This is a genomic window from Herbidospora sp. RD11066 (assembly GCF_054661255.1).
The window spans coordinates 13583-38783 of record NZ_BAAGDO010000009.1; the positions used below are offsets into that span (position 1 = coordinate 13583).

Annotated in this window: 27 protein-coding genes; 15 read left to right on the forward strand and 12 right to left on the reverse strand. The window is 69.9% G+C overall.

From position 1 onward, the window contains the following. Positions 1-9: 9 nt before the first annotated feature. Both ACYQ78_RS29550 and ACYQ78_RS29555 read left to right on the forward strand, forming a co-directional pair. On the forward strand, positions 10-783 hold the full coding sequence (locus ACYQ78_RS29550) for a neutral zinc metallopeptidase (protein WP_459804224.1): 774 nt from the start codon (positions 10-12) through the stop codon (positions 781-783). 118 nt (positions 784-901) lie between these two features. After that, entirely contained in the window at positions 902-2650 is a 1749-nt protein-coding gene (locus ACYQ78_RS29555; RefSeq protein WP_459804225.1) for a discoidin domain-containing protein, read from the forward strand. Positions 2651-2656: 6 nt separating this feature from the next. Here the strand turns inward: ACYQ78_RS29555 and ACYQ78_RS29560 are convergent, their stop codons facing one another. The 3 genes from ACYQ78_RS29560 to ACYQ78_RS29570 all read right to left on the reverse strand — a co-directional run bounded on the left by ACYQ78_RS29560 (position 2657) and on the right by ACYQ78_RS29570 (position 4526). Then, positions 2657-3169: an RICIN domain-containing protein gene (locus ACYQ78_RS29560; RefSeq protein ID WP_459804226.1), complete on the reverse strand. Its 513-nt coding sequence runs from the start codon at positions 3167-3169 to the stop codon at positions 2657-2659. Positions 3170-3277: 108 nt separating this feature from the next. Beyond that, entirely contained in the window at positions 3278-3727 is a 450-nt protein-coding gene (locus ACYQ78_RS29565; RefSeq protein WP_459804227.1) for a hypothetical protein, read from the reverse strand. Positions 3728-3809: 82 nt separating this feature from the next. Further along, on the reverse strand, positions 3810-4526 hold the full coding sequence (locus tag ACYQ78_RS29570; protein WP_459804228.1) for an alpha/beta fold hydrolase: 717 nt from the start codon (positions 4524-4526) through the stop codon (positions 3810-3812). Between the two features lie 81 nt (positions 4527-4607). On the opposite strand from ACYQ78_RS29570, the gene ACYQ78_RS29575 reads away from it, so the two are divergent. The 4 genes from ACYQ78_RS29575 to ACYQ78_RS29590 all read left to right on the forward strand — a co-directional run bounded on the left by ACYQ78_RS29575 (position 4608) and on the right by ACYQ78_RS29590 (position 9172). Further along, a complete protein-coding gene (locus ACYQ78_RS29575) occupies positions 4608-5045 on the forward strand; it encodes a Fur family transcriptional regulator (protein ID WP_459804229.1) in 438 nt (145 codons plus the stop codon). Between the two features lie 20 nt (positions 5046-5065). Next, positions 5066-7276: a catalase/peroxidase HPI gene (gene katG / locus ACYQ78_RS29580; RefSeq protein WP_459804230.1), complete on the forward strand. Its 2211-nt coding sequence runs from the start codon at positions 5066-5068 to the stop codon at positions 7274-7276. A 122-nt stretch (positions 7277-7398) separates the two neighbouring features. Beyond that, positions 7399-8124 (forward strand): AlbA family DNA-binding domain-containing protein, encoded by a 726-nt coding sequence (locus tag ACYQ78_RS29585; RefSeq protein WP_459804566.1) that lies wholly within the window; start codon positions 7399-7401, stop codon positions 8122-8124. Next, on the forward strand, positions 8048-9172 hold the full coding sequence (locus ACYQ78_RS29590; protein WP_459804231.1) for an ATP-binding protein: 1125 nt from the start codon (positions 8048-8050) through the stop codon (positions 9170-9172). The genes ACYQ78_RS29585 and ACYQ78_RS29590 overlap by 77 nt, the downstream gene beginning before the upstream one ends. Here the strand turns inward: ACYQ78_RS29590 and ACYQ78_RS29595 are convergent. After that, positions 9142-9654, reverse strand: coding sequence for a winged helix-turn-helix transcriptional regulator (locus ACYQ78_RS29595; protein WP_459804232.1), 513 nt, complete (start codon positions 9652-9654; stop codon positions 9142-9144). The two genes, ACYQ78_RS29590 and ACYQ78_RS29595, sit on opposite strands and share 31 nt — an antisense overlap. 49 nt (positions 9655-9703) lie before the next feature. Here ACYQ78_RS29595 and ACYQ78_RS29600 point away from each other — a divergent pair, with 49 nt between their 5' ends. Further along, entirely contained in the window at positions 9704-10477 is a 774-nt protein-coding gene (locus ACYQ78_RS29600) for an oxidoreductase (RefSeq protein WP_459804233.1), read from the forward strand. A gap of 10 nt (positions 10478-10487) precedes the next feature. Further along, positions 10488-10787 (forward strand): nuclear transport factor 2 family protein, encoded by a 300-nt coding sequence (locus ACYQ78_RS29605; RefSeq protein WP_459804234.1) that lies wholly within the window; start codon positions 10488-10490, stop codon positions 10785-10787. 11 nt (positions 10788-10798) lie between these two features. Here ACYQ78_RS29605 and ACYQ78_RS29610 read toward each other — a convergent pair whose 3' ends face one another. The 3 genes from ACYQ78_RS29610 to ACYQ78_RS29620 form a co-directional block, all read right to left on the reverse strand. Next, on the reverse strand, positions 10799-11536 hold the full coding sequence (locus ACYQ78_RS29610; RefSeq protein WP_459804235.1) for a FadR/GntR family transcriptional regulator: 738 nt from the start codon (positions 11534-11536) through the stop codon (positions 10799-10801). Between the two features lie 162 nt (positions 11537-11698). Continuing rightward, the gene (gene wsfD / locus ACYQ78_RS29615; protein WP_459804236.1) at positions 11699-13570 is read right to left on the reverse strand and encodes a glycan biosynthesis hexose transferase WsfD; all 1872 of its coding nucleotides are present in this window, start codon (positions 13568-13570) and stop codon (positions 11699-11701) included. After that, entirely contained in the window at positions 13567-14310 is a 744-nt protein-coding gene (locus tag ACYQ78_RS29620) for a septum formation family protein (RefSeq protein ID WP_459804237.1), read from the reverse strand. Before ACYQ78_RS29620 ends, wsfD begins: the two co-directional genes overlap by 4 nt. A gap of 169 nt (positions 14311-14479) precedes the next feature. On the opposite strand from ACYQ78_RS29620, the gene ACYQ78_RS29625 reads away from it, so the two are divergent. Both ACYQ78_RS29625 and ACYQ78_RS29630 read left to right on the forward strand, forming a co-directional pair. Further along, entirely contained in the window at positions 14480-14995 is a 516-nt protein-coding gene (locus ACYQ78_RS29625) for a hypothetical protein (RefSeq protein WP_459804238.1), read from the forward strand. Then, complete coding sequence (locus tag ACYQ78_RS29630) at positions 14995-16362, forward strand: glycosyltransferase family 2 protein (protein ID WP_459804239.1); 1368 nt, start codon at positions 14995-14997, stop codon at positions 16360-16362. Before ACYQ78_RS29625 ends, ACYQ78_RS29630 begins: the two co-directional genes overlap by 1 nt. A gap of 22 nt (positions 16363-16384) precedes the next feature. Here the strand turns inward: ACYQ78_RS29630 and ACYQ78_RS29635 are convergent, their stop codons facing one another. From ACYQ78_RS29635 to ACYQ78_RS29645, 3 genes are read right to left on the reverse strand one after another with little or no spacing between them, the layout of a single operon-like run. Beyond that, positions 16385-16540, reverse strand: a complete 156-nt coding sequence (locus ACYQ78_RS29635; protein ID WP_459804240.1) for a hypothetical protein — start codon at positions 16538-16540, stop codon at positions 16385-16387. Between the two features lie 2 nt (positions 16541-16542). Next, positions 16543-17625, reverse strand: coding sequence for a non-hydrolyzing UDP-N-acetylglucosamine 2-epimerase (gene wecB / locus ACYQ78_RS29640; RefSeq protein WP_459804241.1), 1083 nt, complete (start codon positions 17623-17625; stop codon positions 16543-16545). After that, entirely contained in the window at positions 17622-18281 is a 660-nt protein-coding gene (locus ACYQ78_RS29645) for a LuxR C-terminal-related transcriptional regulator (protein ID WP_459804242.1), read from the reverse strand. The genes wecB and ACYQ78_RS29645 overlap by 4 nt, the downstream gene beginning before the upstream one ends. Positions 18282-18510: 229 nt before the next feature. On the opposite strand from ACYQ78_RS29645, the gene ACYQ78_RS29650 reads away from it, so the two are divergent. Continuing rightward, complete coding sequence (locus tag ACYQ78_RS29650) at positions 18511-19167, forward strand: choice-of-anchor P family protein (RefSeq protein WP_459804243.1); 657 nt, start codon at positions 18511-18513, stop codon at positions 19165-19167. A 43-nt stretch (positions 19168-19210) separates the two neighbouring features. On the opposite strand, the gene ACYQ78_RS29655 is transcribed toward ACYQ78_RS29650, so the two are convergent. After that, the gene (locus tag ACYQ78_RS29655; RefSeq protein WP_459804244.1) at positions 19211-20527 is read right to left on the reverse strand and encodes a glycosyltransferase family 39 protein; all 1317 of its coding nucleotides are present in this window, start codon (positions 20525-20527) and stop codon (positions 19211-19213) included. Positions 20528-20582: 55 nt separating this feature from the next. Between ACYQ78_RS29655 and ACYQ78_RS29660 the strand changes: the two genes are divergently transcribed. The 4 genes from ACYQ78_RS29660 (at position 20583) to ACYQ78_RS29675 (ending at position 24091) form a co-directional block, all read left to right on the forward strand. Next, a complete protein-coding gene (locus ACYQ78_RS29660) occupies positions 20583-21365 on the forward strand; it encodes a class I SAM-dependent methyltransferase (protein ID WP_459804245.1) in 783 nt (260 codons plus the stop codon). Positions 21366-21426: 61 nt separating this feature from the next. Next, positions 21427-22005: a TetR/AcrR family transcriptional regulator gene (locus ACYQ78_RS29665; RefSeq protein ID WP_459804246.1), complete on the forward strand. Its 579-nt coding sequence runs from the start codon at positions 21427-21429 to the stop codon at positions 22003-22005. A 50-nt stretch (positions 22006-22055) separates the two neighbouring features. Beyond that, on the forward strand, positions 22056-22829 hold the full coding sequence (locus tag ACYQ78_RS29670; protein WP_459804247.1) for an anti-sigma factor antagonist: 774 nt from the start codon (positions 22056-22058) through the stop codon (positions 22827-22829). Further along, positions 22826-24091 (forward strand): PP2C family protein-serine/threonine phosphatase, encoded by a 1266-nt coding sequence (locus ACYQ78_RS29675; RefSeq protein WP_459804248.1) that lies wholly within the window; start codon positions 22826-22828, stop codon positions 24089-24091. Before ACYQ78_RS29670 ends, ACYQ78_RS29675 begins: the two co-directional genes overlap by 4 nt. On the opposite strand, the gene ACYQ78_RS29680 is transcribed toward ACYQ78_RS29675, so the two are convergent. Then, positions 24081-25193, reverse strand: coding sequence for a Gfo/Idh/MocA family protein (locus ACYQ78_RS29680; protein WP_459804249.1), 1113 nt, complete (start codon positions 25191-25193; stop codon positions 24081-24083). The genes ACYQ78_RS29675 and ACYQ78_RS29680 overlap by 11 nt on opposite strands. Positions 25194-25201: the final 8 nt, after the last annotated feature.

A 25201-nucleotide genomic window follows, 5' to 3' on the forward strand; every position in this document is an offset into this window, starting at 1 on the left:
TTCGGACTCGTGACGAGAATTACTCGCTATATCGTTGTCGCGGCCATATTGATCACGGCGGGGGCGGTGCTGGCGGCCCCCGCGCGGGCCGAGGCCGCCGCCAAGGTGCCCAAGTCGGTGGCGACGGCGAACCCGCTGTACAAGACGAGGTTCGGCACGGTCAACTGCGGCGCCGGCTCGCCGACGGCCGGCAGCCGGACCTCCTACCGGACCTTCCTCACCAAGGTGAACACCTGCCTGGCGACCGCCTGGCGCAAGTCGTTCGCCCAGGCGGGCAAGAAATTCCGGGCGCCGAAACTGGTGCTGGTGAACAAGCGGGGCAACACGTCCTGCGGCAAGTTCCCCTCTCGGTTCGTGGGCTACTACTGCTACAACTCCGAGACGATCTACATCTACATGTGGAACACGCCCATCAAGAACGGCTACCCGCTGTGGGGCGCCGAACTGCTGGCGCACGAATACGGTCACCACATCCAGGGCCTGGCCGGGATCCGGGGCTACTCGCTCCAGGTGCCGGGCAACGAGACCTCCCGCCGCCTCGAACTCCAGGCGCAGTGCTTCTCCGGGGCGTTCCTGCGGAGCATCAGCGGCTCGGTGCGCGGCATCGCGGAGAACTGGGCGTACGAGCTCGACTGGTACAAGAAGAACGGCGGCGACGAGGCCGGCGGCCCGCCCGACCACGGCAGCGGCCCGAACAACTCGTTCTGGCTGAACCGGGGCTGGAAGTCGGCGAGCCCGGGGTCGTGCAACACCTGGAGTGCGAGCAGAGCGCGCGTGGCTTGACGGAGGGGCGGAGGAGGCGGAGCATTCTGCTCTGAGAGCGCTCTCTCATCCTCTGTTCCCCCGGGTCGGGGCTCGTCCGGCGCCGTGCGTTGACCCCTCGCACACGTCTGGATGACGCATGCCCTTACGCAGAAGGCTCATCGCTCTGTTGGCGATCGTGACGGCGGCCTACGCGGCCGTCGTGACGCTCCCCGCCCAGGCCGCCGACACGCTGCTGTCCCAGGGACGGCCCGCCACCGCCTCCTCCCAGGAGGGCGCCGCCACCGGCGCGGCGGCGGCCGTCGACGGGCAGGCCGGCACCCGCTGGTCGTCGCTGTTCAGCGACCCGCAGTGGATCCAGGTCGACCTCGGGCAGACCGCCACGGTCGGCTCGGTGGTGCTGAACTGGGAGGCCGCGTACGCGCGGTCCTTCCAGATCCAGGTCTCCGCCAACGGCACCACCTGGACCAGCGTCTACTCGACCACCACCGGGACCGGCGGCACGCAGACCATCCCGGTCTCGGGCTCGGGCCGCTATGTGCGCGTGTACGCGACACAGCGCGGCACCGCCTGGGGGTACTCCCTCTGGGAGTTCCAGGTGTACGGCACCATCGGCATCGGCAACCCGCCCGGCTGCGGCGGCGGCAACGCGGCCCAGGGACGGCCGGCCACCGCGTCCTCGGCCGAGTCGGCCGCGATGGGCGCGTCGGCGGCGGTCGACGGCAACCCGGGCACCCGCTGGTCGTCGCTGTTCGCCGACCCCCAGTGGATCCAGGTCGACCTCGGTTCCTCGGTCACGGTCTGCCAGGTGGCGCTGACCTGGGAGGCGGCGTACGCGAGCGCCTTCCAGATCCAGCTCTCCGCCAACGGCACGACCTGGACCACCGCCTACGCGACGACCACGGGCACCGGCGGCACCCAGACGCTGAGCGCCCCAGGAACCGGCCGCTACCTGCGCGTCCTCGGCACGACCCGGGCCACCCCCTACGGCTACTCGCTGTGGGAACTGGCCGTCCGGACCGTCGGAGGACCGGCCTCGCCCTCACCGTCGCCCTCGCCCAGCCCGTCGCCCGACCCGGCGGGATTCTGGGGCGACACCACGACGATCCCGCCGAAGCAGAACGTCGTCATGCTGAAGATCCTCAACCGGACCAACGGCCGCTACCCCGACAGCCAGGTCTACTGGAGCTACAACGGGATCACCCGGTCGATCGCCGAGCAGCCCTACTTCGACATGCCGGTCAACACCGCCGGGCGCATGTACTTCTACCTCGGCTCGCCGAACAGCCAGTACCAGGACTTCATCGAGTTCACCGTCGGGCCGAACGTCTTCAACGGCAACACGACCCGGGTGGACGCCTTCGGCCTCAAGCTGGCCATGAGGCTCAAGGCCGCCGACGGTTACGACGTCGCCGTCGGTGAGGACCAGGCGACCTTCGCCGAAGACCGGGCGGTGACGTTCCAGAGGTTCGTCGACGCCGTCCCGGCCGAGTTCAAGCACCTGGGGACGGTTCAGGCGCCGTACCGGATCCCCTCACCCGGCAACAGCCCGCAGTTCCGCGCGGGCGGGCAATATGCGAACTACATGACCGCCTACGCCGCCTCGCAGGGCGTGAACGCCCAGACCAGCGACGTGTTCGGCTGCGCCGGGCCGCTGTCGGAGGCGCCGCAGCTGTGCGCCGCGATCAACCGGCACGTGCCGCCCGCGCAGCAGTCGAACCCGGCGACCTTCTACCAGACCGCCCCGGCCAACTACTACTCGAAGTTCTGGCACGACCACTCGATCTCGAAGCTGTCCTACGGGTTCCCGTACGACGACTACGCCGACCAGAGTTCGTTCGTGTCCCGCCAGAACCCGCAGTGGCTGCTGATCGCCGTGGGCTGGTAGCCGCCGTCAGTACACCCACCAGGCGCGCGACGGGTGAGAGTCGCAGGTGAACTGCACGAGCCTGATGTTCGGCGCGGTGGAGACCCCGCCCGCCACCGTCAGGCACTTGCCCGTCTGCACGTTCTGGAGCTTGTAGAGGCCCGGCGTCCCGGTGTAGCTGAGCAGCCACGACCGCGAGTTGTGGTTGTCGCAGTCGAACTGGACGATCGGCAGGTTGTTGTCGGTCGACACGCCACCGGCCGGTGACAGGCACTTGCCGGTGTAGACGTTCTGCAGCTTGACGCCGCCGCCGACGCCGGGGGCGAGGTTCCACCGCCGCGACCCGTGGCTGTCGCAGTAGTACTGCACGGCCTCGACGTTGTTGGCGGTGGACACCCCGCCGGCGATGGTGGCGCACAGCCCGGTCTGCTGGTTCTGGACGTAGTAGCCGGTCGCCGCCTGCGCGGCCGGAACCGTCGCGAGGGCGAGCCCGGTGACGGCGGCGAACGCCGCACCGGCGCGGACGAGATTGCGGAACATGGTCTCTCCCGTTGTCTGGAAGGGGATCGGATGAGACCAGGCTCGGCTCTTTTGGCACGGTCCACATGAGTAGCCCCCTGCCCAACCTCGCTGGGCAGGGGGCTCACCTCAGTAGCCCGACGGCCGGGGGATGTTCCACTCCGTGGCCGACTGGATGTTCGACGTGTAGAGGTTGAAGAAGATCCGGTCGACGGTCTTGCTCAGCGTCCACGACTTGCCGGCCCAGACGCCGTTGCACTCGCTCCAGGTGGTCGACCCCTGGGAGGCGCCGCTGTTGAGGTGGGCGCTGACGGCGAGTCGCGCGCACCAGCCGTCGCCCGCCCCCGAGTCGCGGAGCTGCGCCGAGACGGTGACGTAGCGGGTCCCGTCGCTCGGGTCGTGGCAGAACCGCGCCACGATGCTGCGCGCCTGCGCCTTCGGCGACCCGGTCGCCGGGTAGTTCTTGTCGGGAACCGACTTGTTGATGCACTTGACCGCCGCCTGCGCGGGCGCGGCGGCGAGGCCGAGCCCGGCGATGAGAGTCCCCGTTACGGCGACGGCCTGGACGATCTTCTTCATGATGCCCCCATCTCGTTGATCGCTGGGGATGAGCCTGCCGGAGCGCCGTACAGGAGCCGTATCGCCGCCGTATATGCGCTGGTCAGCAGCTGCGGATGGCCTCTTCGACGAAGGTCATCGCTTCGGGGTGTTGCCTCAGCAGGCCGAGGCTGTGGTCGCCGACCGGGAGGATCTTGATCTGGCCCTTCGTGGTCTGGGGGATGCGTTCGAAGAGGGCGGTCGCGTTGGCGGCGAAGGCGGTCTCGGCCACCGTCCACAGGCTCGGAACCGGTCTGTTCTCGGCGAGGGGGGCGACGCCACCCTCGATGCCGGTGAGCGGGGAGACCGCGATGGCCGTGCACATCGGCAGGGCGGTCGCCCGCTGGGTGGCCAGCACGGCGATCGGGCCGCCGTAGGAGCTGCCGAGGGCGGCCAGTTTGGTGGCGCCGTCGTCGCGCAGCCAGGTCAGGGCCTTGTGGAGGTCTCCGGCCAGCGCGGCGACCTCCTCCTCGCCCTCGCTGGAGCCCTTGCCCCGGCGGTCGGGGATGATCACTCGTACGTTCAGCTTCCCCGCGAGGGCCGACATCTCGGGCAGCCAGTCGCAGAGCGTGTGACCGGCGCCGTGGGCGACGGCCACCCCGGCCGTCGCCGTCGCCGGGCCGACCACCGCGGCGCCCAGCCGGATGCCGTCGTCGGCCAGGAGCGTGACACGTTCGGCCCCGGGCGGGACGGTGTCGCACTGGTCGGCCAGAGGGCTGTCGGGTGCCACGGCGCAGCCCGTGAGCAGGGCGAGCGCGATCAGGAAGCGGAGACGGGACATGAGCCCGGATGCTAACGGATGCCCAGACTTGGGTGATTCGCTAACTTGTATCGTTCGTGTTTAGAGCGATAGGTTGGACGCATGACGGCACCCACTGGTCAGACCATCGCGGAGGAGTTGCGCGGGGCGGGACTGCGGGTGACGGCGGCCCGCGTCGCGTTGCTGGAGACCGTCCGGGGTGGCAACCACCTCGGCGTCGAAGACATCGCCACGGGCATCCGTGACCGCGTCGGTCACGTCTCACTTCAAGCCGTATACGAAGCCCTGCACGCGCTGACCGCCGCGGGGCTGGTCCGCCGGATCGAGCCGGCCGGGAGTCCGGCCCGGTTCGAGGGACGCGTCGGAGACAACCACCACCACGTTGTGTGCAGGTCGTGCGGCGTCGTCGCCGACGTCGACTGCGCCGTGGGTGAGGTGCCCTGCCTGACCGCGTCCGATGCCCACGGCTTCCAGATCGACGAGGCCGAGGTCATTTACTGGGGCCGCTGCCCCGACTGTTCCGCCACCACTGTGAGCTGAGATAGTCCGGAAGGATTTCGATGTCCGAGAACCACGACGCCATCGTCACCGACGCGAAGGAAGAAGGCGTCTGCCCGGTCGCGCACGTGCGCGCGGCCCACCCGACCCAGGGCGGCGGCAACCGCCAGTGGTGGCCGGAGCGGCTCAACCTGAAGATCCTCGCCAAGAACCCCGCCGTCGCCAACCCGCTCGGCGACGACTTCGACTACGCCGCCGCCTTCGACGGCCTCGACCTCGCGGCCGTCAAGAGCGACATCGCCGAGGTGCTCACCACCTCGCAGGACTGGTGGCCCGCCGACTTCGGCCACTACGGCCCCTTCATGATCCGCATGGCCTGGCACAGCGCCGGGACCTACCGCATCAGCGACGGCCGCGGCGGCGCCGGCGCCGGCCAGCAGCGCTTCGCGCCGCTGAACAGCTGGCCCGACAACGGCAACCTCGACAAGGCCCGCCGCCTGCTGTGGCCGGTCAAGAAGAAGTACGGCCAGGCGCTCTCGTGGGCCGACCTGATGATCCTCACCGGCAACGTCGCCCTCGAGTCGATGGGCTTCGAGACCTTCGGCTTCGCCGGTGGCCGCGCCGACGTGTGGGAGCCCGAAGAGGACGTCTACTGGGGCCCCGAGTCGGTCTGGCTCGACGACCAGCGCTACACCGGTGACCGCGACCTCGAGAGCCCGCTCGGCGCCGTCCAGATGGGCCTCATCTACGTCAACCCCGAGGGCCCCAACGGCAACCCCGACCCGCTGGCCTCGGCCCGCGACATCCGCGAGACCTTCCGCCGCATGGCGATGAACGACGAGGAGACCGTCGCCCTCATCGCCGGTGGCCACACCTTCGGCAAGACCCACGGCGCCGGCCCCGCCGACCACGTGGGCGCCGACCCCGAGGCCGCCTCGATCGAGGAGCAGGGCCTCGGCTGGCGCAACACCTTCGGCACCGGCAAGGGCGCCGACGCGATCACCTCGGGTCTCGAAGGCATCTGGACGACCAAGCCCACCCAGTGGTCCAACGACTTCTTCGAGATCCTCTTCGGCTACGAGTGGGAGCTGTTCAAGAGCCCGGCGGGCGCCAACCAGTGGCGTCCGAAGGACGGCGCCGGCGCGGGCACCGTGCCCGACGCGCACGACCCGTCCAAGAAGGTCGCGCCGACCATGCTCACCACCGACCTGGCCCTGCGCATCGACCCGATCTACGAGCAGATCTCCCGCCGCTTCCTTGCGAACCCGGCCGAGTTCGCCGACGCCTTCGCCCGCGCCTGGTTCAAGCTGACCCACCGCGACATGGGCCCGGTCGTCCGCTACCTCGGCCCGGAGGTCCCGAGCGAGGTCCTGATCTGGCAGGACCCGCTGCCCGCCTTCACGGGTGACACGCTCTCCGCCGACGACATCGCCGCCCTGAAGGCGCAGATCCTCGACTCGGGCCTGTCGATCCCGCAGCTCGTCTCGGCGGCGTGGGCCTCGGCCTCCTCCTTCCGCGGCAGCGACAAGCGCGGCGGCGCCAACGGCGCCCGCATCCGCCTCCAGCCGCAGATCGGCTGGGAGGTCAACGACCCCGACCAGCTCGCCAGCGTGCTGTCGACCCTGGAGGGCATCCAGGCGTCGTTCGGCAAGGCCGTGTCCCTGGCCGACCTGATCGTCCTGGCCGGCTCCGCCGCCGTCGAGCAGGCCGCCCGCGACGCGGGCGTCGAGATCGAGGTCCCGTTCACCCCGGGCCGCGTCGACGCCACGGCCGAGCAGACCGATGTGGAGTCGTTCGCGGCCCTGGAGCCCGCGGCCGACGGCTTCCGCAACTACGTCGGCAAGGGCAACCACCGCTACCCGGCCGAGTACCTCCTGCTCGACCGCGCCAACCTGCTGACCCTGAGCGCGCCCGAGATGACCGTGCTGGTGGGCGGCCTGCGCGTGCTCGGCGCCAACACGGGCCAGTCGGCCCAGGGTGTCCTGACGACCCGTCCGGGGACCCTGACCAACGACTTCTTCGTCAACCTCCTCGACCTGGGGACGACCTGGAAGGCGACCTCGGAAGACCAGACCGCCTTCGAGGGCCGCGACGCCACGACCGGCGAGGTGAAGTGGACGGGGAGCCGGGCGGACCTGGTGTTCGGCTCGAACTCCGAGCTCCGGGCGCTGGCCGAGGTCTACGCGAGCGACGACGCCGCCGAGAAGTTCGCGGCCGACTTCGTGAAGGCCTGGGTCAAGGTCATGAACCTCGACCGCTACGACCTGGTCTGACGCTGATTTTCCCCGCCGGGCCGGTCCACATGGACCGGCCCGGTTCGGTTTTCCGGAGGGCGTTCATATGATGCGCCATATGATGCGCTGCGACATGTAGCGCCGCATCATATGGACTGCTGATCGGTGACGATTGGGACGCGGACGCGGTCGAATCGGGCAATGTCGACTTCAAGGAGACGCCGGACACCGCGAACGACAGGTCTCCGGGAGCGAGAAAGAACTTCCGGGAGATGCTCGCCGAAACCGCCGTCTGCCTCGCCAACGGCGAGGGCGGGGCGATCGTCGTCGGGGTGAAGAACCGGGCCGCCACCGTCGAATCGGCGATCGCCGGGGTGCCGTCCGTCTACGAAATCGAAGAGCTGGTTCGGTCGATCTTCGAGAACACCGCGCCCGCGATCACGGTACGTCCTCAGGTCCGCGAAATCACCGGCAAGCGCGTCTTCATCCTGGTCGTGCCCAAGGGGGCGGGGGTGCACAGCACCCGCAAAGGTGTCTACAAGATCCGGCTCCACGACAAGTGCATGCCGCTGGCGGGTGATCAGCTGAAGGGGCTTCGCGCGCTGCGCGAGCACTACGACTGGACCGCCGAACCGTCGGGGGTGGGGATCGAGTCCTTGTCTCCGGCGGCTCTGGAGCGGGGCGCCATGCTGCTCCGCCGTTCCGGTCACGCCGACCTGGCCGACCTGGCCGAGGTCGATCCGGAGGCGTTCCTCCGCGCCACCGGGCTGCTGAGAGACGGCCAGATCACGCGGGCGGCGATTCTGCTCTATGGCAGACCGGACGCCCTGCACGCCACCAGCTCCGGGGTGGGGCGTCACTCTGCAGACCAGAGAGTCTCCGGGTAGCGAGCCGACGATCCTCATCCGTCATACGGAATCCCACTCCGACCAGCCGCTGGTCACCCTGCTGGAGGGACTGATCGCGGGGGTCCGGGTCCTGTCCAAGGTGAACACCATCCGCGTCGGCGCGGCGCAGGTGGAACTGGTCGACTACCCACCTGACGCGCTGCGCGAAGTGTTCGCCAACGCGTTCGTGCACCGGGATTGGGAGGCTCCGGGCGTGGTGGAGGTGATCCACTCTCCGGACGAGCTGGTGGTCACCAGCCCCGGAGGGCTCCTGCCGACGTTGCGCGTCGACCGGTTGCTTCACGACGCCTCGGCGCCCCGCAACAGGCTGCTGGCCGAGAACATGTCCCGCCTCAGGCTGGCCGAGATGGCGGGCTTGGGTCTGGACCGGGCGTTCCGTGAGATCGCCCGGCTGGGGAAGGAACCGCCGATCCTGGAAGACGGTCCTCGATTTCGGGTGGCCCTGCCGGGAGGCCGCGGCGACGAGGCGTTCGCACGGTTCATCAACGGTCCGGGCTTCCCGGCGAATCTCTCCGGTGACCTGGACGTCCTGATGATCCTCACCGCGCTCAGGCACACGAAGAGCATGAACTCCACCGCACTGTCGGGTCGCCTTCAGCGGAACGTGGGGGATGTCGACCGGATCCTGCATCGTATGAGCGAGGTCGGCCTGGTCCAGCCGACCAAGGGGACCGCGCGCAACCAGTCCCCGAAATACACGCTGACGCCGGCGTCCGTTGCCGGGATGCGGGCCGCGATCAGTTACCGGGTCGACACGATCGACGCCGAGGACACCAAGCTGATGCGCCATCTCGAACGGCATGGGCGCATCTCCAACGAGGACGTCCGGAACTATCTCGACTGCGACAACGCGATCGCCAGGAACCGGCTGACCAGGTTGCGGCGGAAAGGGTTGATCGACTTCGCCCCCGACAGCCCTCGCCGAGGAGCGAAGGTCGTTTACGTGAAATCGGGAACCCGCTCCCAAGCGGGCAACGAGGCAACGCCGAAGAAGCCCTACCCAGGCCAGCTCGCACTCGGAGAGTGAGTGACTCCCTCGTAGCGCTGGCGCATGATCGGGCCTGCCGCCGGGCCGGCCGCGAAGACGTAGTGATCTCCGTCGGCGGGTTCGCCCGTGACCGCGTCGACGACCACCGGCTCGGCCTCGAGGCCGGTTCTCCTGTCGACGAGGATCATCGCGCGGTCGTCCGGGCCGAGTTGGGCGTTGCGCCAGGCGGCCATCGCGAGCAGGACCGGTCGCAATGAGCGGCCCAGGTCGGTGAGGACGTATTCGTGGCGCACCGGCCGGTCCTGGTAGGGCCGCCGGGTCAGGATGCCCCGGTCGACCAGCATCTTCAGGCGGCTGGTCAGCATGCTCGATGACAGGCCGATGTTGGCCTGGAAGTCGTCGAAGCGCGTGTAGCCGTCGAAACAGTCGTGGAGGATCAGGACCGTCCACCACTCGCCGACGATGCTCATCGTGGCCGACAGCGGGCACTCGCGGTCTTCCAGCCTGACCTTGCTCACCATGACTGCTATGTTAGCACTGACCCAGTCACTTCTAAGTTAGAAGCAACTCATGACGTACCCGCCATCGTTCTCTCTCGACGGACGTCTGGCCCTGGTCGCCGGAGGCACCAAGGGCACCGGCGCCGCCGTCGTCGACCGGCTGAAGGCCGCCGGGGCCGAGGTGGTCGCCGTGGCACGCTCAGCCCCGCCGGGCAGTGCGGCCGATCGCGTCGTCGTCGCCGATCTGGCCGCGCCCGGGGCGGCGGACGAGATCGCGGCACAGGTTCCGGCGCCCGACATCCTGGTGCACGTCGCCGGTGGGTCGAGTGCGCCGGGCGGGGGGTTCGCGGCGCTCGACGACGCCACCTGGCGGCAGGAGCTCGATCTCAACCTGCTGGCGGCGGTGCGGCTCGACCGGGCACTCGTGCCGGGCATGCTGGCGAAGGGCCGGGGCGCGGTCGTGCACGTCTCTTCGATCCAGGCGCGCATGCCGCTCTGGAACGGCACTCTCGGGTACGCCGCCGCGAAGGCCGCCCTGCGCGCCTACAGCCTCGGCCTGGCCAACGAACTGGCCCCGCGCGGCGTGCGGGTCAACACGGTCTCGCCCGGCGGGATCCACACTCCGTCGGCCGATCGCCTGGCCGCCCGGCTCTCCGCCCAGTTCGGCGGGGATCTCGATGCCGCCTGGGCTTCTCTGTACGACTCCCTCGGCGGCATCCCGTTGGGGAGGTTCGCCGAACCCCACGAGGTGGCCGAGGTCGTGGGCTTCCTCGTGTCCGACGCCGCCGCCAGCGTCGTCGGTGCCGACTACGTGGTCGACGGCGGCACCGTTCCCACCCTCTGAAAGGACGCAGATGCATCCCGACGCCGTACGCGCCTATTTCGCCCTCTCCACCGGCGACGACCCGGCCGCCGCCGTGGTCGCGTTCGCCGACGACGCCCACGTCACCGATGACGGGCGCGACCACCACGGTCACGCAGAGATCAGGGAGTGGCTGGGGCGGACGTCCGCCGAGTTCGACTACACCTCGACCCCGATCGGGGGTGAGGGCACCACGGTCATCTGCCGGGTCGAGGGGAACTTCCCCGGGAGCCCGGTCGAGCTCGACTACCGGTTCGGGCTCGATACCTCCGGGCGGATCTCACGGCTGTAGATCGGCGTGCATTAGACCGTGCCCCACACGATCGGGGCGTCCAGAACCTCGGGGAATTTTCGTTCGGCGTATTTCACATACTCTTCGATGTGCGTGGTCATGGCGGCCGCCGACGCTTCCGGGGAACGGTCGGCGAGGGCCTCGTAAATCTTCACGTGGGCGCGATGCGCGGCCGAACGGCGCACTTCCGGATAGTCGATTCCGATGGCCGAAGAGTCGAGGATTCCGAGTAGCGCGTCGATCAGGTAGCCGAACATGGTGTTGCCCGAGCTGCGGGCGATGATGTCGTGGAATCGTTTGTTCTCGGCCAGGAAGACGCTCTGGTCGGCGAGATGGGCGCGCATGTTGTCGACGCTCGACTTGAGCTCGGCGAGTTGTTCGTCGGCGATTCTCTCGGCGGCGAGCCTGGCCAGCATCGGTTCCAGTGCGCCGCGGGCCTCGGCGACCGTGCGGAACGGGGCGTTCTCGAACTGCAGGAGCAGGGTCAGCGTGGTGACGAGGCTGGTCGCGTCGGGTTGCTGGACGACCGGGCCGCCGCCGGGGCCGGGCTTGAGGGCCAGGACGCCCTGGAGTTCGAGGAAACGCAGCGATTCGCGGAGGGTGCCGCGGCCGACTTCATAGGTGTCGAGCATGGCGCGTTCGGGTGGGAGGCGGTCGCCGACGGTGTTGCCGCGGCGGTTGATGTCCGCCACGATGCGCTGCGCGACCAGCATGGCCGTCTTCTGCGGACGCAGTGACGTCTGTGCCATTTCTCATGACCTCCGAGAGCGAAACGCGATGACGCCCTCGCTCTAGGACGGCATTGGGTTTTCCACCTATGAGGGAGACGTCCGATAGTTTCTCACATACGGGATGAGGCGGAGCATCAACGTTTTATTTCGTGCAATTGAGAAAAAATCGATGCGCATGAATTAGTCGGCGTGCTGCCAACGCGGGGTCGGGCGAAGCCGGGTCATGACGAGCGTGACGGCCATGGCCACGGCCGGGACGCACAGGGCGGTGAGCCAGCTCGTCATGGCCATGTGCCGGACCGTCTCGACCCGGCCGTGCACCAGGATGATCACGGCGAACTGGGCCATCGCGGCCAGCGGGAGGATCACGGCCAGACGTCCCAGGGTCTTCTCCGAGGCGGTCAGCGAACGGCGGCGGACCACCAGGAGACCGGCGCCGAGCGTCGCCAGCCAGAGCACCAGCACCAGCAGCGGGCCCCTCTTGAGCATCTCCCAGATCGTCGAGTAGACGGCGACGCGGTGCTCGCGCTCGCCCTCGGCGTGGCCCGCGCCCTCGGGGTAGGAGCCCAGGTAGTGGGGGCTGAACCCGGCGACTCCCTGGAAACCCCATCCGACGGTACGAATGGCGTGCCACGGATGGGTCGCGTAGAACCCGGCGATCCGCAGCGGTGAGGGGTGGGCGGTGCGGTGGTACTTGTCCGCGAAGGTCACCCAGTTCTCGCCGGTCTTCGCCAGCCCGGCGGCCGGGGCGAGTTTCGGGTCCAGGCCGAGTGAGGTGAGGTCGGCGCGAGCGGTGGGGTTGTCGTACAGGATGGTCTGGAAGACGATCTCATGCGGGTCGAACCGCGCCTCGGTGACGGTGTGGAAGATCCCGATCCCGGCCAGCCACGTCGCGACCATCAGCGCCACCACCCGGCGCCCCCGCACCCAGAGCAGCGCGAACGCGATCACCGGCACGAACGTCACATACTCGGGCCGCGCCCCGACCACCAGCAGCGCCGGAGCGACCGTCGCCAGCACCCGCGGTACCGTCGGCCGCTCCCACACGAACAGCAGCGCGACGAGGAGGAACCCGGCGGCGACCAGCGCGACCGGTTCCGCATAGGGCGAGATCAGATATCCGGCGAACGCGGCATCGGCATAAACGAGCCCCACCGCCGAAGCGAACACCACCCGGACCACCGGCCTCCCCGGCACGACGGTCACGAGCAGCCCGCAGATCACCCCGACGAGCACCCCGAACATCACCCCGAGCGCCCGCAGATCGAGCGCGCCCGGATACCCGAGCAGCGGCGTCAGCCATTTGCCCGCGGCCTGCGCGAGCAGCGCCGTCGAGGGTTCAGGCGGGCAGGTCTCACCCGTCCACGAGTGCGAGGTCCAGATCGGCTGTACGAACTCCCACCCCGCCAGCGCCCGATTCCGGAAGTTGGCCAGCCCGAGCTGACAGGGCAGATTCTCCCCGAACCCGGCAAGCCCGACATGCCCCCCCGCGAACAGCCGAACCTGCATGACCACAGCCCACAGAACCCCGGTGACCACCGTCCAAAGCGGATACCGCCGAACCCCCACCCGCTTCCGCCCTCGCCGAGAACCGGGAGCGAGCCGGGTCTGCGCATCGGACCTGACCGGCTGGTGCTTGCCCGTGCCAGAGCCGGAGGCCGGATGGTCCTGGGGGCGCGTCTGCGCGCGTGAGCCGAACAAGGTCCGGCCGCGCTCGCCTGCGCGGGAGTCAGGGCCGAGCTTGGAAGCGCCGGAGGCGAACCAGGTCCGGCGATGCATGCCCGTGCGGGAGTCAGGACCGGGCTCGGAAGCGCTGGAGGTGAGCCAGGGTCGGCGACGTTCGCGTGTGCGGGAGTCAGGGGCGGGCTTGGAAGCGCTGGAGGTGAACCAGGTCCGCCTGCTCATGCGTGTGCCGACTTCGGAAGCGTTGGAGGTCGGCTGGTGGCTGCCCGTGCGTGAGCCGAACCAGGCCCGGCGGCGGCTGGGGGCCGCGCTCGGGGGTTCCGGGAAGCGGTCGCCCCACGTTGGGGAGTCGTGTTGGTCGAGGGTCATGCCATCACTCCGTCGCGCAGGGTTCCGACCGAGATGCGGTGGCGTTCCTGGCCGACCCAGCACGATCGGTCGCGGCCCAGGCGGACGCGGATTCCTCGCAGGCCGCCCGCGAACATCGCCGCGTTCGCGCGGCAGCGGTTGCGGGTCAAGCCCTGGGGTTCGACCCACTCCCACTCGTGCGGGGCCGCGCACTGGACGTCGCGGCCCTCCAGGTGGCAGCGGCGGATCGCGGCCGACTCCGGCCTCGTCATGATGCCGCGCAGCGGGGCCGTGAGCAGGGGGCCGCCGTTCGGGTGGGTCGTGGGGACCAGCAGGTCGCAGCGCAGGGTGCGGTCGCCGGCGGCCCACTCGTCAGGGGTCGGGACCTTGCCCCACACCGACACGCCCCACTGGGCGTCGTGCGGGCCGGCGGCCAGGTAGGGGCGGATCGGGCGGTAGTCGCAGCCAGCCGTCACCAGGGGGACCAGGAGTTCGTGGGGCGGGCGGACCGGGGCCTCGGTCAGGGGGCCCGTCATCTGGGTCACCAGGTAGGTCTCGCTCTGGTGGGGCTCGCTGCACGGGACGGGGGGCCGCACGTCGCTCAGGGCGTACAACTCCTCGGGCTGGGACATCACGTGGCAGCTGCCGACGGGCATGGAGGCGCTCGGGTGCGTGGTCGCCGGGGCGCCGCATCCCGTCGCGCAGAGCAGCAGAAGCGCGAGAGCTGCGGATCCGCCCCAGAGAAGCCGGGTCGTGCCCACGGGACCTCCTCTGGGGCGTAGAGAAAACTCGCGGCACGGTAACAAGCGGGCACCCGGCAGGACCCGGAGGACGCGCGGTCTCTGACCCTGCGGAGTGAGGCGCCGGGCGCGTTTCAGAGGTGGGAACCCCGTGCGCGGCTACGTTGCAGGTCGTTCAGGAGGGGGGAACATGGCCTTTCGGGTGGCCCTTTCGGGGGTGCTTGGCCTGCTGCTGGGGGCCGTGCTGCTGGTCGACGACCAGGTGCGGGGCTGGGAGGCGGTGCTGGCCTCTCATGTGGTCGCGCTGTTCGCGCGGACCGAGACGGCGGTCAACTCGGTGATGGCGATCGTGTCGTTCAACGAGGAGACGGGGGACGCGCACGGGTTGTGGATCTCGCCCGAGTGCACGTCGGGGTTTCTGGTCGTGCCGCTGCTGGGGGTGACGATCCTGATCCTCTGGCTGACCAAGAGGGTGAGCGTCTGGCCGCTGGTCGCGCTGGCCGTCGCGGTCGCGGTGCTGTTCGCGAGCAACCAGGTCAGGATTCTCGCCGTGGTGGTGCTGATCAAGGGGCTGGGCTTCGAGCCCGGTTACTACTGGGGGCACACCATGGTCGGGTCGGTGATCAGTGTGTTCGGCATCGGGGTGGCGCTGGTGGCGTACACGCTGCTGACGATGCGCGGTGTGCGGCAGCGGGACAAAAGCTGATGGGCTATCTGCTGGGGCTGACCCAGGCGTTCGCGCTGTTCCTCAGTGTCACCTTCCTCACGTACGTCCTCACGATCGTCCGGCCCTATCTGCGGCAGCGGCCCGACCCGGCCGGTAACCCGGCGGCGTTCGAGTGGCACGTCTTCATCCCGTGCCGCGACGAGGCCGCCGTCATCGGGGCGACCCTGCACTACCTGCGCGAACGGTTCTCCCACGTCAACATCTGGGTGGTCGACGACGCCTCCGACGACGACACCGCCCGGATCGTCGAGGAGATCGCCCTGCAAGACGCGCGGGTGCACCTGGTCAGCCGCAAGAGCCCGGAGGCGCGCACCGGCAAGGGCGACGCGCTCAACGCCGCCTACCGCGCGCTCGACGACTTCCTCTCGCCCGACACCGACCGGACCCGTCACGTGGTCTGCGTCCTGGACGCCGACGGGCGGCCCGCCCCGAACATGCTGAGCGTGTGCGCGGGCGAGAAGCTGTTCGCCGATCCCGCGATCGGGGCCGTGCAGGTCGACGTGTGGATGGTCAACCGCGACGACCGGAACCCGTGCCCGGAGCGGGGGCGATTCAAGAACGCGTTCGGGCGCCTGCTGGTCCGGATGCAGGACCTGGAGTTCCGGGGGCCGATCTCGGCGATCCAGCTCGGGCGGCGCCGCAGCGGTACCGTCGCGATGGGCGGGAACGGGCAGCTCACGCGGCTGAGCGCGCTGGAGAAGATCGCGGGCGAGGAGCGGCGGCCGTGGGGCGGCTCGCTGCTGGAGGACTTCGAGCTCGGCGTGCAGCTGCTGCTGGCAGGGGAGCGCAATGAGTACACCCCCGACACGTGGGTCGAGCAGGAGGGCCTCTGGTCGTTCCGGCGGCTCATCACCCAGCGGACCCGCTGGGGGCAGGGGACCATGCAGTGCGCCAAGTATCTGCCGGAGATCTGGCGGTCGGCCAAGTTCAGCAGCCTCGGCGCGCTCGAAGTGCTCTACTACCTGTCGCAGCCGTGGATGCAGCTCCTCGGGACGCTCATCTACCCGATCCCGATGATCTATCTGGGCAGCCGGCTGCTCGCCGACCCGGCGGGGATGTCGTGGTGGCTGGTCGACGGCGGCTGGATTCTCTTCGCCATCTACGGCACCTTCGGCATTCTGCCGTTCCTCGTTTGGGGACCACTTTACTGGTGGCGCTGCGAACCCGGGATCGGCCTCGGTAAAAGCCTGCTGTACGGCGTCGCCTACGCCTTCTACATTTACAATTTCTACATCACGTCATGGCGCGCCTTCTGGCGGGTGCTGCGCGGCAGAAGCGGCTGGGCGAAAACCCGGAGAAACGCCGAAACGCATGTCGCGGGAACGCCCGTGGCCCGGGAGATGTGAATTCCCGGGCCACCGGAACGAATTACCTCACATGGTGCATGCGGAACAGCAACGCTCCGCCGACGATGAGCACGACCGCCAGTGCGACGATCACCAGAAGGGGAATTCCGGTGAAGGGCAGAACGGCGAGTGGGACACCGGTCTGCCAGCGCGGGCCGTGTCCCCAGGATCCGTACACAATCACACCTCGGTTCTCGTAGAAAAAAGCTCCGCACATGCGCGGGCCACCCGCGCCGCGGCGTGGCCGTCGCCGTAGTGGCAGGGGGCGACGTGCCTGACCCGGCCGGCCACGGCCGACTGGAGGAACAGCCCGGCGGTCTTGGCGACCAGGTCCTCGTCGGTGCCGACCAGGTGGGCGCCGCCGCCGTCGAGGGCCTCGACCCGCTCGGTCGACTCGCGCATGACCAGCACGGGCAGGCCGAGCGCGGCGGCCTCCTCCTGGATGCCGCCCGAGTCGGTGATCGCCAGGGCGCTGACGGCCAGCAGCCCGGCGAACTCCCGGTAGGCCATCGGCGGCACGCACCGGATGTTGTCCCTGGGCCGGACGACCTGGTCGAACACCTCGCGTACCGCCGGATTGAGATGGGTGGCGACGACGAAGTCGACGCCGGGATGCTCGGCGGCGAGCCGGTCGGCGACGCGGGCGATGCGCCGCATGGGCTCACCCCACGACTCGCGCCGGTGCGCGGTGATCACCACCACCGGCCGCTCCCGGGGGGAGGGCCGGTCGGTGAGCACGGCGGCCAGCGCGTCGACCACGGTGTTCCCGGTTACCAGCACCCGCTCGGCCGGAACCCGCTCGGCGAGCAGGTTGTCCCTGGCCCGGGGGGTCGGCGCGAGGTGCAGGTCGGCCAGCGGCGCGATCAGCCGCCGGTTGGCCTCCTCGGGGAACGGCGTCGCCTGGTAGCTGCGCAGCCCCGCCTCGACGTGGGCGACCGGGATCTGCCGCAGGTACGCCGCCAGCGCACCCCCGAACGCCGAGGTGGTGTCGCCCTGAACCACCACGAGATCGGGCCTGGCGGAGACGAACACCTCGTCGAGCCCGAGCACCACCGACGAGGTCAGCGCCGCCAGCGAAGCCCCCGACCTGCGCAGATCGAGATCGACGCGAGCGCCGAACAGCTCCAGCACCTCGGCCACCACCGCGCCGTGCTGCCCGGTGGAGACCACCTCGACGTCGAAGAACGCCCGCAGCGCCGGGATCACCGGGCCGAGCTTGATCGCCTCGGGCCGGGTGCCGACGACCACGCAGGCGCGCCTCACCAGCCGCTCCCGGCGCGGGCGTCGCCGAGCACGACCGCGATGGCGTGCGCCCGGTCGCGGGCGCCGATCTTGCGCAGGATCGACTTGACGTGGGTCTTCACCGTCTCGTGGGCGATGCACAGCCGCCCGGCGATGGCCCGGTTGTCGAGGCCCAGGATGATCTCCTCCAGCACTTCGTGTTCGCGCGGGCTCAGGTCGAACCGGGTGCGGTGGCCACCGCGCCCGGCGGCCGACCGGCCGAGCCGGTCGTCGACGATGATCTGGCCCTCGGCCACCCGCTCCAGGTGGAACAGCAGGTCTTCGAGCGGTGAGGACTTCAGCAGGTAGGCGTGCGCGCCCGCGTCGAGCGCGGCGCGAGCCAGGTTGACGTCGTCGACCGAGGTGAGCACCACGGGCATCACCTCGGGGTGCTCGACCCCGAGCCAGCGGCACAACTCCAGACCGCAGTCGTCGCCGATCCGTGTCTCGCATATCACTATTTCCGGAATTATCCGGGAAATGAGCCGGCGGCCTTCCGTTCCGGTCGTGGCGGAAGCGGCGACCGCGAATGCCGGGGCCTGCCGGAAAAAGGCGTGCAACGCGAGATGCGCCAGCGGCCCCTCGTCGACGATGACTATCTGGCACGTTTCCCGGCGGACAGCTCCGCGTGTCCCCATTGATGCTCCTGTTCTTCGAAGCCCAATGTAACGAGCGAATCGCGCCGGACCGGGACCACGACACTCACTCTCTGGAGTGAACTGACAGGTCCCTTACCGATTCCCGCTCGGCGCGCACATAACTTGGAGCGGCATCGACTGATATAGGAAGCCCGCGGAGGGTGTGCATATGTTTCTCGGCCGTACTTTCGCTGTTTCCATAGCGGCGGTATCAACGCTGCTGATGGGGATGACGAGCACCACCCACGCGAAAAGCACAGGCGTCAACGCCTTCGGCGCGCAGATCAGCCTGCCGCTGGGCATCACCTTCGGCCCCGCGCCGGTCGCCAACCTCGGCACCCCGACCGCGTCGCTCGCGTCGCTCAACGTCGGCACCGTGTCGACCGGCGTCATCGGCGTGGAGGTCGAGCAGAACACCACGATCGGGACCGAGGCGGCGCGTGCGTCGGTCGACGGCCTGAGCGCCACGCTGCTCGGCATCGGCATCAGCGCCGGCGCGATCCAGTCGGAGTGCACGGCGACCACCGGCCTGCCCACGACCGGCTCGACGTCGCTGGCCAACGCGCAGGTCCTCGGCACCGCCCTGGCCGCCAACCCGGCGCCGAACACGACGATCCTGTTCCCGCCGCTGCTGCCGCTCATCGAGGTCCGCCTCAACGAGCAGATCAACAACCCGAACGGCAGCCTGACCGTGCACGGCATGCACGTGATCGCCCTGTCGGGTGTCGGCGACATCATCCTGAGCTCGTCCACCTGTGGCCCGGCCACCCTTGACCCGCCGGACCCGGTCCCGCTCGCCTCGGGCGCCGGTCTCTACCTGGCCCTCGGCCTCGCCGCCGCCGGTGGCACCACCATGCTGATGCGCCGCCGCCGCGCGGTCGTCTAGCTCTCAGTGCGAAGGGCGCCTCCCCGGTGGGAGGCGCCCTTTTCTATTCCGGTACGTAGAGGGCGAACCAGGAGTAGCCGAAGTCCTTGAAATACCGGGCCTTGTACGTTTTCTGCAGGGCCAGATAGCTCTCGTCGGTCTCCACGAAGGCACTGTTCTGGTGCTCGCGGCCGCCGGACACGACCCAGACCCGTTCGTAACGCCCGGGTGTGCGGGTGAGGTCGATCAGGTTCGTGTACGCCTCGTCGTAGACCGCGGCGAACCACTTGTTGTTCCGGTCGACGTACAGCACCGCGTCGCCGGGGCGCTGCCGTTCGAGCAGGGCGGCGGCCATCGACCGCAGGTCGTCGGGGCGGTGGTCGGGGGCCCTCAGCCACAGGTGCTTGGGCACGGTCAGCGCCGTGACCAGGATCAGCCCCGCCCAGGCCAGCGGTTTCGGCCGCAGCCGGTCGAGCCCCGCCCCGGCCAGCAGGGCGAGCCCGGGGAGTGCGAACAGGACGTACCGGGGGCTGTAGATCGGATAGACCAGCGAGACCAGCATCGACAGCGGGATCATCAGCGCCCACGCCCCGGCCACCCGGCCCAGCGCCCCGCGCGCGCCGAAGACCGCCAGCGCCAGCAGCGGGACCAGGCCCCACCTGCTGCCCATGACCTCCTGGGCGAACTCCGGCAGCGCCGCCCACGTGGGTGAGTGCAACCACCCGAGCTGGACGCCCCGCTGCCCGGCCGCCAGGATCGCGAGCGGCACCAGCCCGACGGCCGCGACCCCCATGGCCTGCGCGAACCTGCGTCGATCCGGCGCGACGAACACGTGGGCCACCACGAGCAGCAGCCCGTAGACGTGGGACCACCCGAGCAGGACGATCACGACGGCGTACAGGACGTGGTTCTTCCTGGTCACCAGCAACCACGTCGCCAGCACGGCCAGCGCGGTCACGATCGCGTACGACCTGACCTCCTGCGCGTAGCGCGTGACCATGGGCAGGACCGCGAACACGAGCCCCGCCAGCAGGCCCACTCTGGCCGACGCCAGATGCCGGCCGATCGCCGCGACTCCCCAGGCGGCGGCGGCCATCGCCAGCACCGAGGGCAGTCGGAGGGCGAACTCCGAGGTGGAGATCCACGCCACCGGGCGGAGCAGCAGGTAGTAGAGGGCGTGCACCCGGTCCATCTGGCCGAGGAACTCCCACAGTTCGCCGATGGGCCGCGAGGCGGCCAGCGCCGAGACCGACTCGTCCCGCCAGAACGACGGCACCCACACGTTCCACAGCCCGATGACCAACGCGACGACGGCGACCACGGGCTCGGGCCGCCGCCACGTGCGCGACCTCACCGGCGCCTCGGTCTTCACCGTCGTCATGGCGATATGTCATATCACTTGACCGGGACCTCATCGTGAACGTACGTTCATGAACATGCGTTCACCATCGATCGTCAACACCCACCAGGCCGAGGCGTGGAACGGCTACGAGGGCGCCCACTGGGCGGCCCACCATGATCGCTACAACGGCGTGAACGACGCCTTCAACCCGTTCCTCCTCGACGCCGTCAGGCCGGGGGATCGAGTTCTCGACCTCGGCTGCGGCACCGGGCGCACCACCCGGCTCGCCGCCGGGAAGGCCGTCTCCGCCGAGGGCATCGACCTGTCGGAACCGATGCTGGCCAGGGCCCGCGAGCTGACCTCGGAGGACAACGTCACCTTCACGCACGGCGACGCCCAGGTCCACCCGTTCCCCGATGCGGCCTTCGACCTGGCCATCAGCAGGTTCGGCATCATGTTCTTCGGCGACCCGGTCGCCGCCTTCACCAACATCGGCCGGGCCCTGGCCCCCGGCGGGCGGCTGGCCCTCCTGTCGCTGCGCGGCTACGGCGATCTGGCTCAGGTGGTCGCGGCCCTGGGCTTCCCCGAATCGCCGCCCGGCGCCGGGCCACTCGCGCTGGGCGAGCCCGCGACCGTCGAGCGCGTCCTGACGGAGGCCGGATTCACCGACATCGTCTCCCGGCCGGTCGACGCACCGCAGAACTGGGGCGCCGACGCCGCAGACGCGGCCTCCTTCCTGGCCGCGTGGGGCCCGATCCGCCACAACGCCGGAGAGGCGGCGGCCGAGCTGATGCATCCCGCGCTACAGGCCTTCGAGACCCCCGACGGGGTGCTGCTCAACGGCGAGGCGCTGCTGGTCAGTGCGGTGCGGTCGTGATGTCCTCCTGCCGGGCCGCAGGAGACGGCCGAGTGCCGCTGGTCAGTGCGGTGCGGCCGTGATGTCGCCGCGTCGGGCCGAGGGTGTGGGTGATGGCCGGGAGTTGCGCGATCACCTGGTCGAGACCGCCACCCGGCTGATCGCCCGCCGGGGCACGGCCGGGCTGACCGTGCGGGAGATCGCCAAGGAGGCGCGGGTGGCGACGGGGGTGCTCTACAACCACTTCGCCGACAAGGAGGAGCTGATCGCGCTCGGGCTGCACGGTCACGTCCAGGCCGTCGAGCGGGATCTGCCGCCGCTGCCCTCCGATGAGGAGGCGGTCGAGGTGGCGCTGGTGGCGTACACGAAAAGGGCTCTTGAGCTGCACAAGGGGATCGTGCCCGCGTTCGTGAACCTGGCGCCCGAGGTGCTCGAACGGTTCGTGGCGCTCGGCAATCCCGCCGCCGGGGGGCTGGGGCTGCGCGAGCAGCTCGCGGCGTATCTCCGGAGGCGGCGGGTGGCTGACCCCCTCGCCGAGGCCGCCGCGACCATGATCATCGGGGCGTGTCACGAGGTCACCGTGCGGCAGCGGGGCGGCGTTCCCGACAGGTTCGCCGACGACTTGGCGACCATCGTCCTGACAGGGATTCAGGTGCGGTAACGAAGCGCGCGATACCCTCAAGAAATGGTGCGATGCTCGTTGAGGTGCCCATGAATCTTCCCGGGGCCTGGCCGATCACCGACGACGTCGGGTCGATGCGCGACCGCATCGACGCCTTCGCCTCGGGCGCCGGGCTTGTCGGGCCCCGGCTCCACGATCTCGTGTTCGCCGCGAACGAGGCCGTCGTCAACGTCATCGAACACGGCGGCGGGCGTGGCACCGTCCGGATCTGGCAGGAGAACGGCCAGGTCATCGTCGAGGTGACCGACCAGGCCGGTCGGCTCACCCCCGCCCACCTCAGCCCCTCCCGGCCCTCGCTCGACGGTCGCCGCGGCTTCGGCCTGTGGCTGATGAGCGAGGTCTGCGACCAGCTCACGATCGAGCAGGGCGACGGCGGCTCCCGGGTGGAGATGCGCATGAACGTCCACGAAGGCGACGGGATCAAGCCTCGCGGCGGCGCCCAGCAGCGCCTCGGCGTGGCCGTCACCCACCTGCCCGCCGGGCCGCTGGTGACGGTGTCGGGCGATCTCGACGCGATCACCTCGCCGCAGCTCCAGGCGGTGGTCAACGATCTGCTGGCCTCCGGCCGCCCGTTCATCGCGGCCGATCTGTCGGGGGTCGGGTTCTGCGACTCCAGCGGGCTGCGGGTGCTGCTCGTCTCCACCGTGGCCGCCCGTGACCTGGGCGGGCTGCTGGTGCTGGCCGGGGTGACCGGGCCGATCGACCGGCTGCTCCGGCTGACCGGGAGCCTGACCGTGCTGGCCGTCTGCGGCAGCGCTGAGGAGGCGTTGAACCTCCTGTCCGAGCATCGGGCCGGATCATGACGAACGAACTCGACGACCTGATCGCCCGGCTCCAGGAGGAGACCCGGCTGGTCGAGACGCTCCACGAGGTCGGCCGCGCGCTGGCCGCCGACCTCGACCTCCCGAGGATCGTGCAGACCGCCTGCGACGCCGCGACCTCGCTCACCGGCGCCGCCTTCGGCTCGTTCTTCTACAACGTCTACGACATGCAGGGGCAGAGCTACTACCTGTACGTGCTGTCCGGTGCCCCCCGCGAGGCGTTCGAACGCTTCCCGATGCCCCGGAACACGAAGGTCTTCGACCCCACGTTCCAGGGCGAGGGCGTCATCCGCATCCACGACGTCACCCAGGACCCCCGCTACGGCCAGAACCCGCCCTACCACGGCATGCCCGAGGGCCACCTCGACGTGCGCAGCTATCTGGCGGTGCCGGTGATCTCACCGTCGGGCGAGGTGCTCGGCGGGTTCTTCTTCGGCCACCCCGAGGTGGGCATGTTCACCGGCCGCCACGAGCAGCTCGCCTCCGGCGTGGCCGCTCAGGCCGCCGTCGCCATGGACAACGCCCGCCTCTACCAGCGCCACCGCGACGCCGCCGTGGAGCTCCAGCGCAGCCTGCTCTCCCCGTTGCCGCAGGTCGACGGCGTGCGGCACGCCTGGCGCTACTACCCGGCGCGCGGCATCGACGTCGGCGGCGACTGGGTCGACCTGATCCCGATCGACGAGGGCCGGGTCGCGCTCGTGGTCGGCGACGTCATGGGCAAGGGCATCCAGGCCGCCGCCGTGATGGGCCAGATGCGCACGGCCGTGCGGGCGCTGGCGGTCAGCCACATGCCGCCGGGCGAGATCCTGCGCCAGTCGGCCGTGGTGCTCAGGAACGCCGACCAGGCCCGTCTGGTGACCTGCTGCCTCGCCGTCTACGACGCCCGCACCGCCACCCTGACCTGGGCCAACGCCGGCCAGCTCCCGATGCTGCTCGACGTGCCCGGCGGCCCCTACCGCTTCCTCGACGACGGCGCCGGGCCGCCGCTGGGCGTGATCGACTACGACTACGTCGAACACGAGACACCCCTGCCGGCCGGGTCGCGCCTGCTCCTCTACACCGACGGCCTGGTGGAGCGCCGCGAACGGGCGATCGACGCCGGGATGGCCGCGCTCAAGGACGTCTGGCAGGACACCAGAGAGCTGGCGGATCTCGACGCGGTCGCCGACCGGCTCGTCGAGGAGCTGGTCGACGTCCGCGCCCACGAAGACGACATCGCCCTGCTGGCGGTCACTACCAGCTGAAAGTGGTCGTCAGCTCCAGGGCCTGGCCGGTGCGGGCCGACTCGTGCGCCTTCAGCATGATCTCCAGGGCGTGCCGGGCGACGTCGCCGCCCATGACCTCCTCGGCGGTGCCGTTCACCACGTCGGCCAGGTGGTCGACCAGGAGCGCGCGGCGCAGCTTGTCGACGCGCTGCTGCGCGGGCTCCAGGTGGGCGAGGTCGAGCTCGACCCAGCCGCTCAGCCCGGCGGCGGCCTCCAGCAGGAACAGGTCGATGCCCCGGCCGCCGTTCACGGGAAGGTTGTTGGGCAGGTTCAGGGTGCCCTCGCGGCCGAAGACCTCCAGGCGGGGGCCCTTGGCGGCGTTCACGTTGAAGGTGCCGTCGACGACCGCGAAGGTGCCGCCGCCGAAGTCGAGCATGATCAGCGTGTTGTCGTCGGTCGTGACGGTGATCTCCTTGCCGGCGTAGGGGCCGGAGCGCACGGTCCTGGTCGGCTCGGTGATGCCGGAGAACGCGGTCACGCGCTTGGCCGGGCCGAGCAGGCCGAGCATCTCGTGGATGCCGTAGACGCCGACGTCGAACAGCGGCCCCGAACCCTCCTGGTAGAACCACGACGGGTCGGTCGGCCAGTTCATCATCGAGGCGGGACCGCCGTGGCTGGCCCGGACCTTCGCGAACGCGACCTTGCCGATGACGCCCTCACGGATCAGCCGGGCGGCCTCGATGCGGCTCGGGTAGAGCATGTTCGGCGGCGAGCAGACGATCTTCAGACCCTTATCCGAGGCCGTCGCGATGAGCGCGTCGGCGTCCTCCATCGTCGTGGCCAGCGGCTTCTCGGTCGCCAGGTGCTTGCCCGCCTCCAGGATCTTCAGCGACGTCGCGCCGTGGGCCGGGATGGGCGTCAGGTTGAGGACCAGGTCGATGTCCGACTCGTCGAGCATCGCGTCGAGGGTCGCGTAGGTCTCGCGCGCCCCGAACTCCTTGGCCGCCGCGGCGGTGCGCTCCTCCACCGGATCGCAGAGCGCGACCAGCTCCACCTTGTCGGCGATGTGGTGCAGGTTGGGCAGCACCCCGTAACCGACCGTCGCGATCGCGCCGACCCCGAGGACCCCGAGCTTCAACATCAGACCAA

What these genes read in the sequence shown, in the direction of transcription:
- ACYQ78_RS29555 (WP_459804225.1), top strand. Translation starts at nt 902, where the DNA reads ATGCCCTTACGCAGAAGGCTCATCGCTCTGTTGGCGATCGTGACGGCG.
- ACYQ78_RS29560 (WP_459804226.1), bottom strand. Translation starts at nt 3,169, where the DNA reads ATGTTCCGCAATCTCGTCCGCGCCGGTGCGGCGTTCGCCGCCGTCACC.
- ACYQ78_RS29565 (WP_459804227.1), bottom strand. Translation starts at nt 3,727, where the DNA reads ATGAAGAAGATCGTCCAGGCCGTCGCCGTAACGGGGACTCTCATCGCC.
- ACYQ78_RS29570 (WP_459804228.1), bottom strand. Translation starts at nt 4,526, where the DNA reads ATGTCCCGTCTCCGCTTCCTGATCGCGCTCGCCCTGCTCACGGGCTGC.
- ACYQ78_RS29575 (WP_459804229.1), top strand. Translation starts at nt 4,608, where the DNA reads ATGACGGCACCCACTGGTCAGACCATCGCGGAGGAGTTGCGCGGGGCG.
- katG (WP_459804230.1), top strand. Translation starts at nt 5,066, where the DNA reads ATGTCCGAGAACCACGACGCCATCGTCACCGACGCGAAGGAAGAAGGC.
- ACYQ78_RS29590 (WP_459804231.1), top strand. Translation starts at nt 8,048, where the DNA reads ATGGCAGACCGGACGCCCTGCACGCCACCAGCTCCGGGGTGGGGCGTC.
- ACYQ78_RS29595 (WP_459804232.1), bottom strand. Translation starts at nt 9,654, where the DNA reads ATGGTGAGCAAGGTCAGGCTGGAAGACCGCGAGTGCCCGCTGTCGGCC.
- ACYQ78_RS29600 (WP_459804233.1), top strand. Translation starts at nt 9,704, where the DNA reads ATGACGTACCCGCCATCGTTCTCTCTCGACGGACGTCTGGCCCTGGTC.
- ACYQ78_RS29605 (WP_459804234.1), top strand. Translation starts at nt 10,488, where the DNA reads ATGCATCCCGACGCCGTACGCGCCTATTTCGCCCTCTCCACCGGCGAC.
- ACYQ78_RS29610 (WP_459804235.1), bottom strand. Translation starts at nt 11,536, where the DNA reads ATGGCACAGACGTCACTGCGTCCGCAGAAGACGGCCATGCTGGTCGCG.
- wsfD (WP_459804236.1), bottom strand. Translation starts at nt 13,570, where the DNA reads ATGACCCTCGACCAACACGACTCCCCAACGTGGGGCGACCGCTTCCCG.
- ACYQ78_RS29625 (WP_459804238.1), top strand. Translation starts at nt 14,480, where the DNA reads ATGGCCTTTCGGGTGGCCCTTTCGGGGGTGCTTGGCCTGCTGCTGGGG.
- ACYQ78_RS29630 (WP_459804239.1), top strand. Translation starts at nt 14,995, where the DNA reads ATGGGCTATCTGCTGGGGCTGACCCAGGCGTTCGCGCTGTTCCTCAGT.
- ACYQ78_RS29645 (WP_459804242.1), bottom strand. Translation starts at nt 18,281, where the DNA reads ATGGGGACACGCGGAGCTGTCCGCCGGGAAACGTGCCAGATAGTCATC.
- ACYQ78_RS29650 (WP_459804243.1), top strand. Translation starts at nt 18,511, where the DNA reads ATGACGAGCACCACCCACGCGAAAAGCACAGGCGTCAACGCCTTCGGC.
- ACYQ78_RS29655 (WP_459804244.1), bottom strand. Translation starts at nt 20,527, where the DNA reads ATGACGACGGTGAAGACCGAGGCGCCGGTGAGGTCGCGCACGTGGCGG.
- ACYQ78_RS29660 (WP_459804245.1), top strand. Translation starts at nt 20,583, where the DNA reads ATGCGTTCACCATCGATCGTCAACACCCACCAGGCCGAGGCGTGGAAC.
- ACYQ78_RS29665 (WP_459804246.1), top strand. Translation starts at nt 21,427, where the DNA reads ATGTCGCCGCGTCGGGCCGAGGGTGTGGGTGATGGCCGGGAGTTGCGC.
- ACYQ78_RS29670 (WP_459804247.1), top strand. Translation starts at nt 22,056, where the DNA reads ATGAATCTTCCCGGGGCCTGGCCGATCACCGACGACGTCGGGTCGATG.
- ACYQ78_RS29675 (WP_459804248.1), top strand. Translation starts at nt 22,826, where the DNA reads ATGACGAACGAACTCGACGACCTGATCGCCCGGCTCCAGGAGGAGACC.
- ACYQ78_RS29680 (WP_459804249.1), bottom strand. Translation starts at nt 25,193, where the DNA reads ATGTTGAAGCTCGGGGTCCTCGGGGTCGGCGCGATCGCGACGGTCGGT.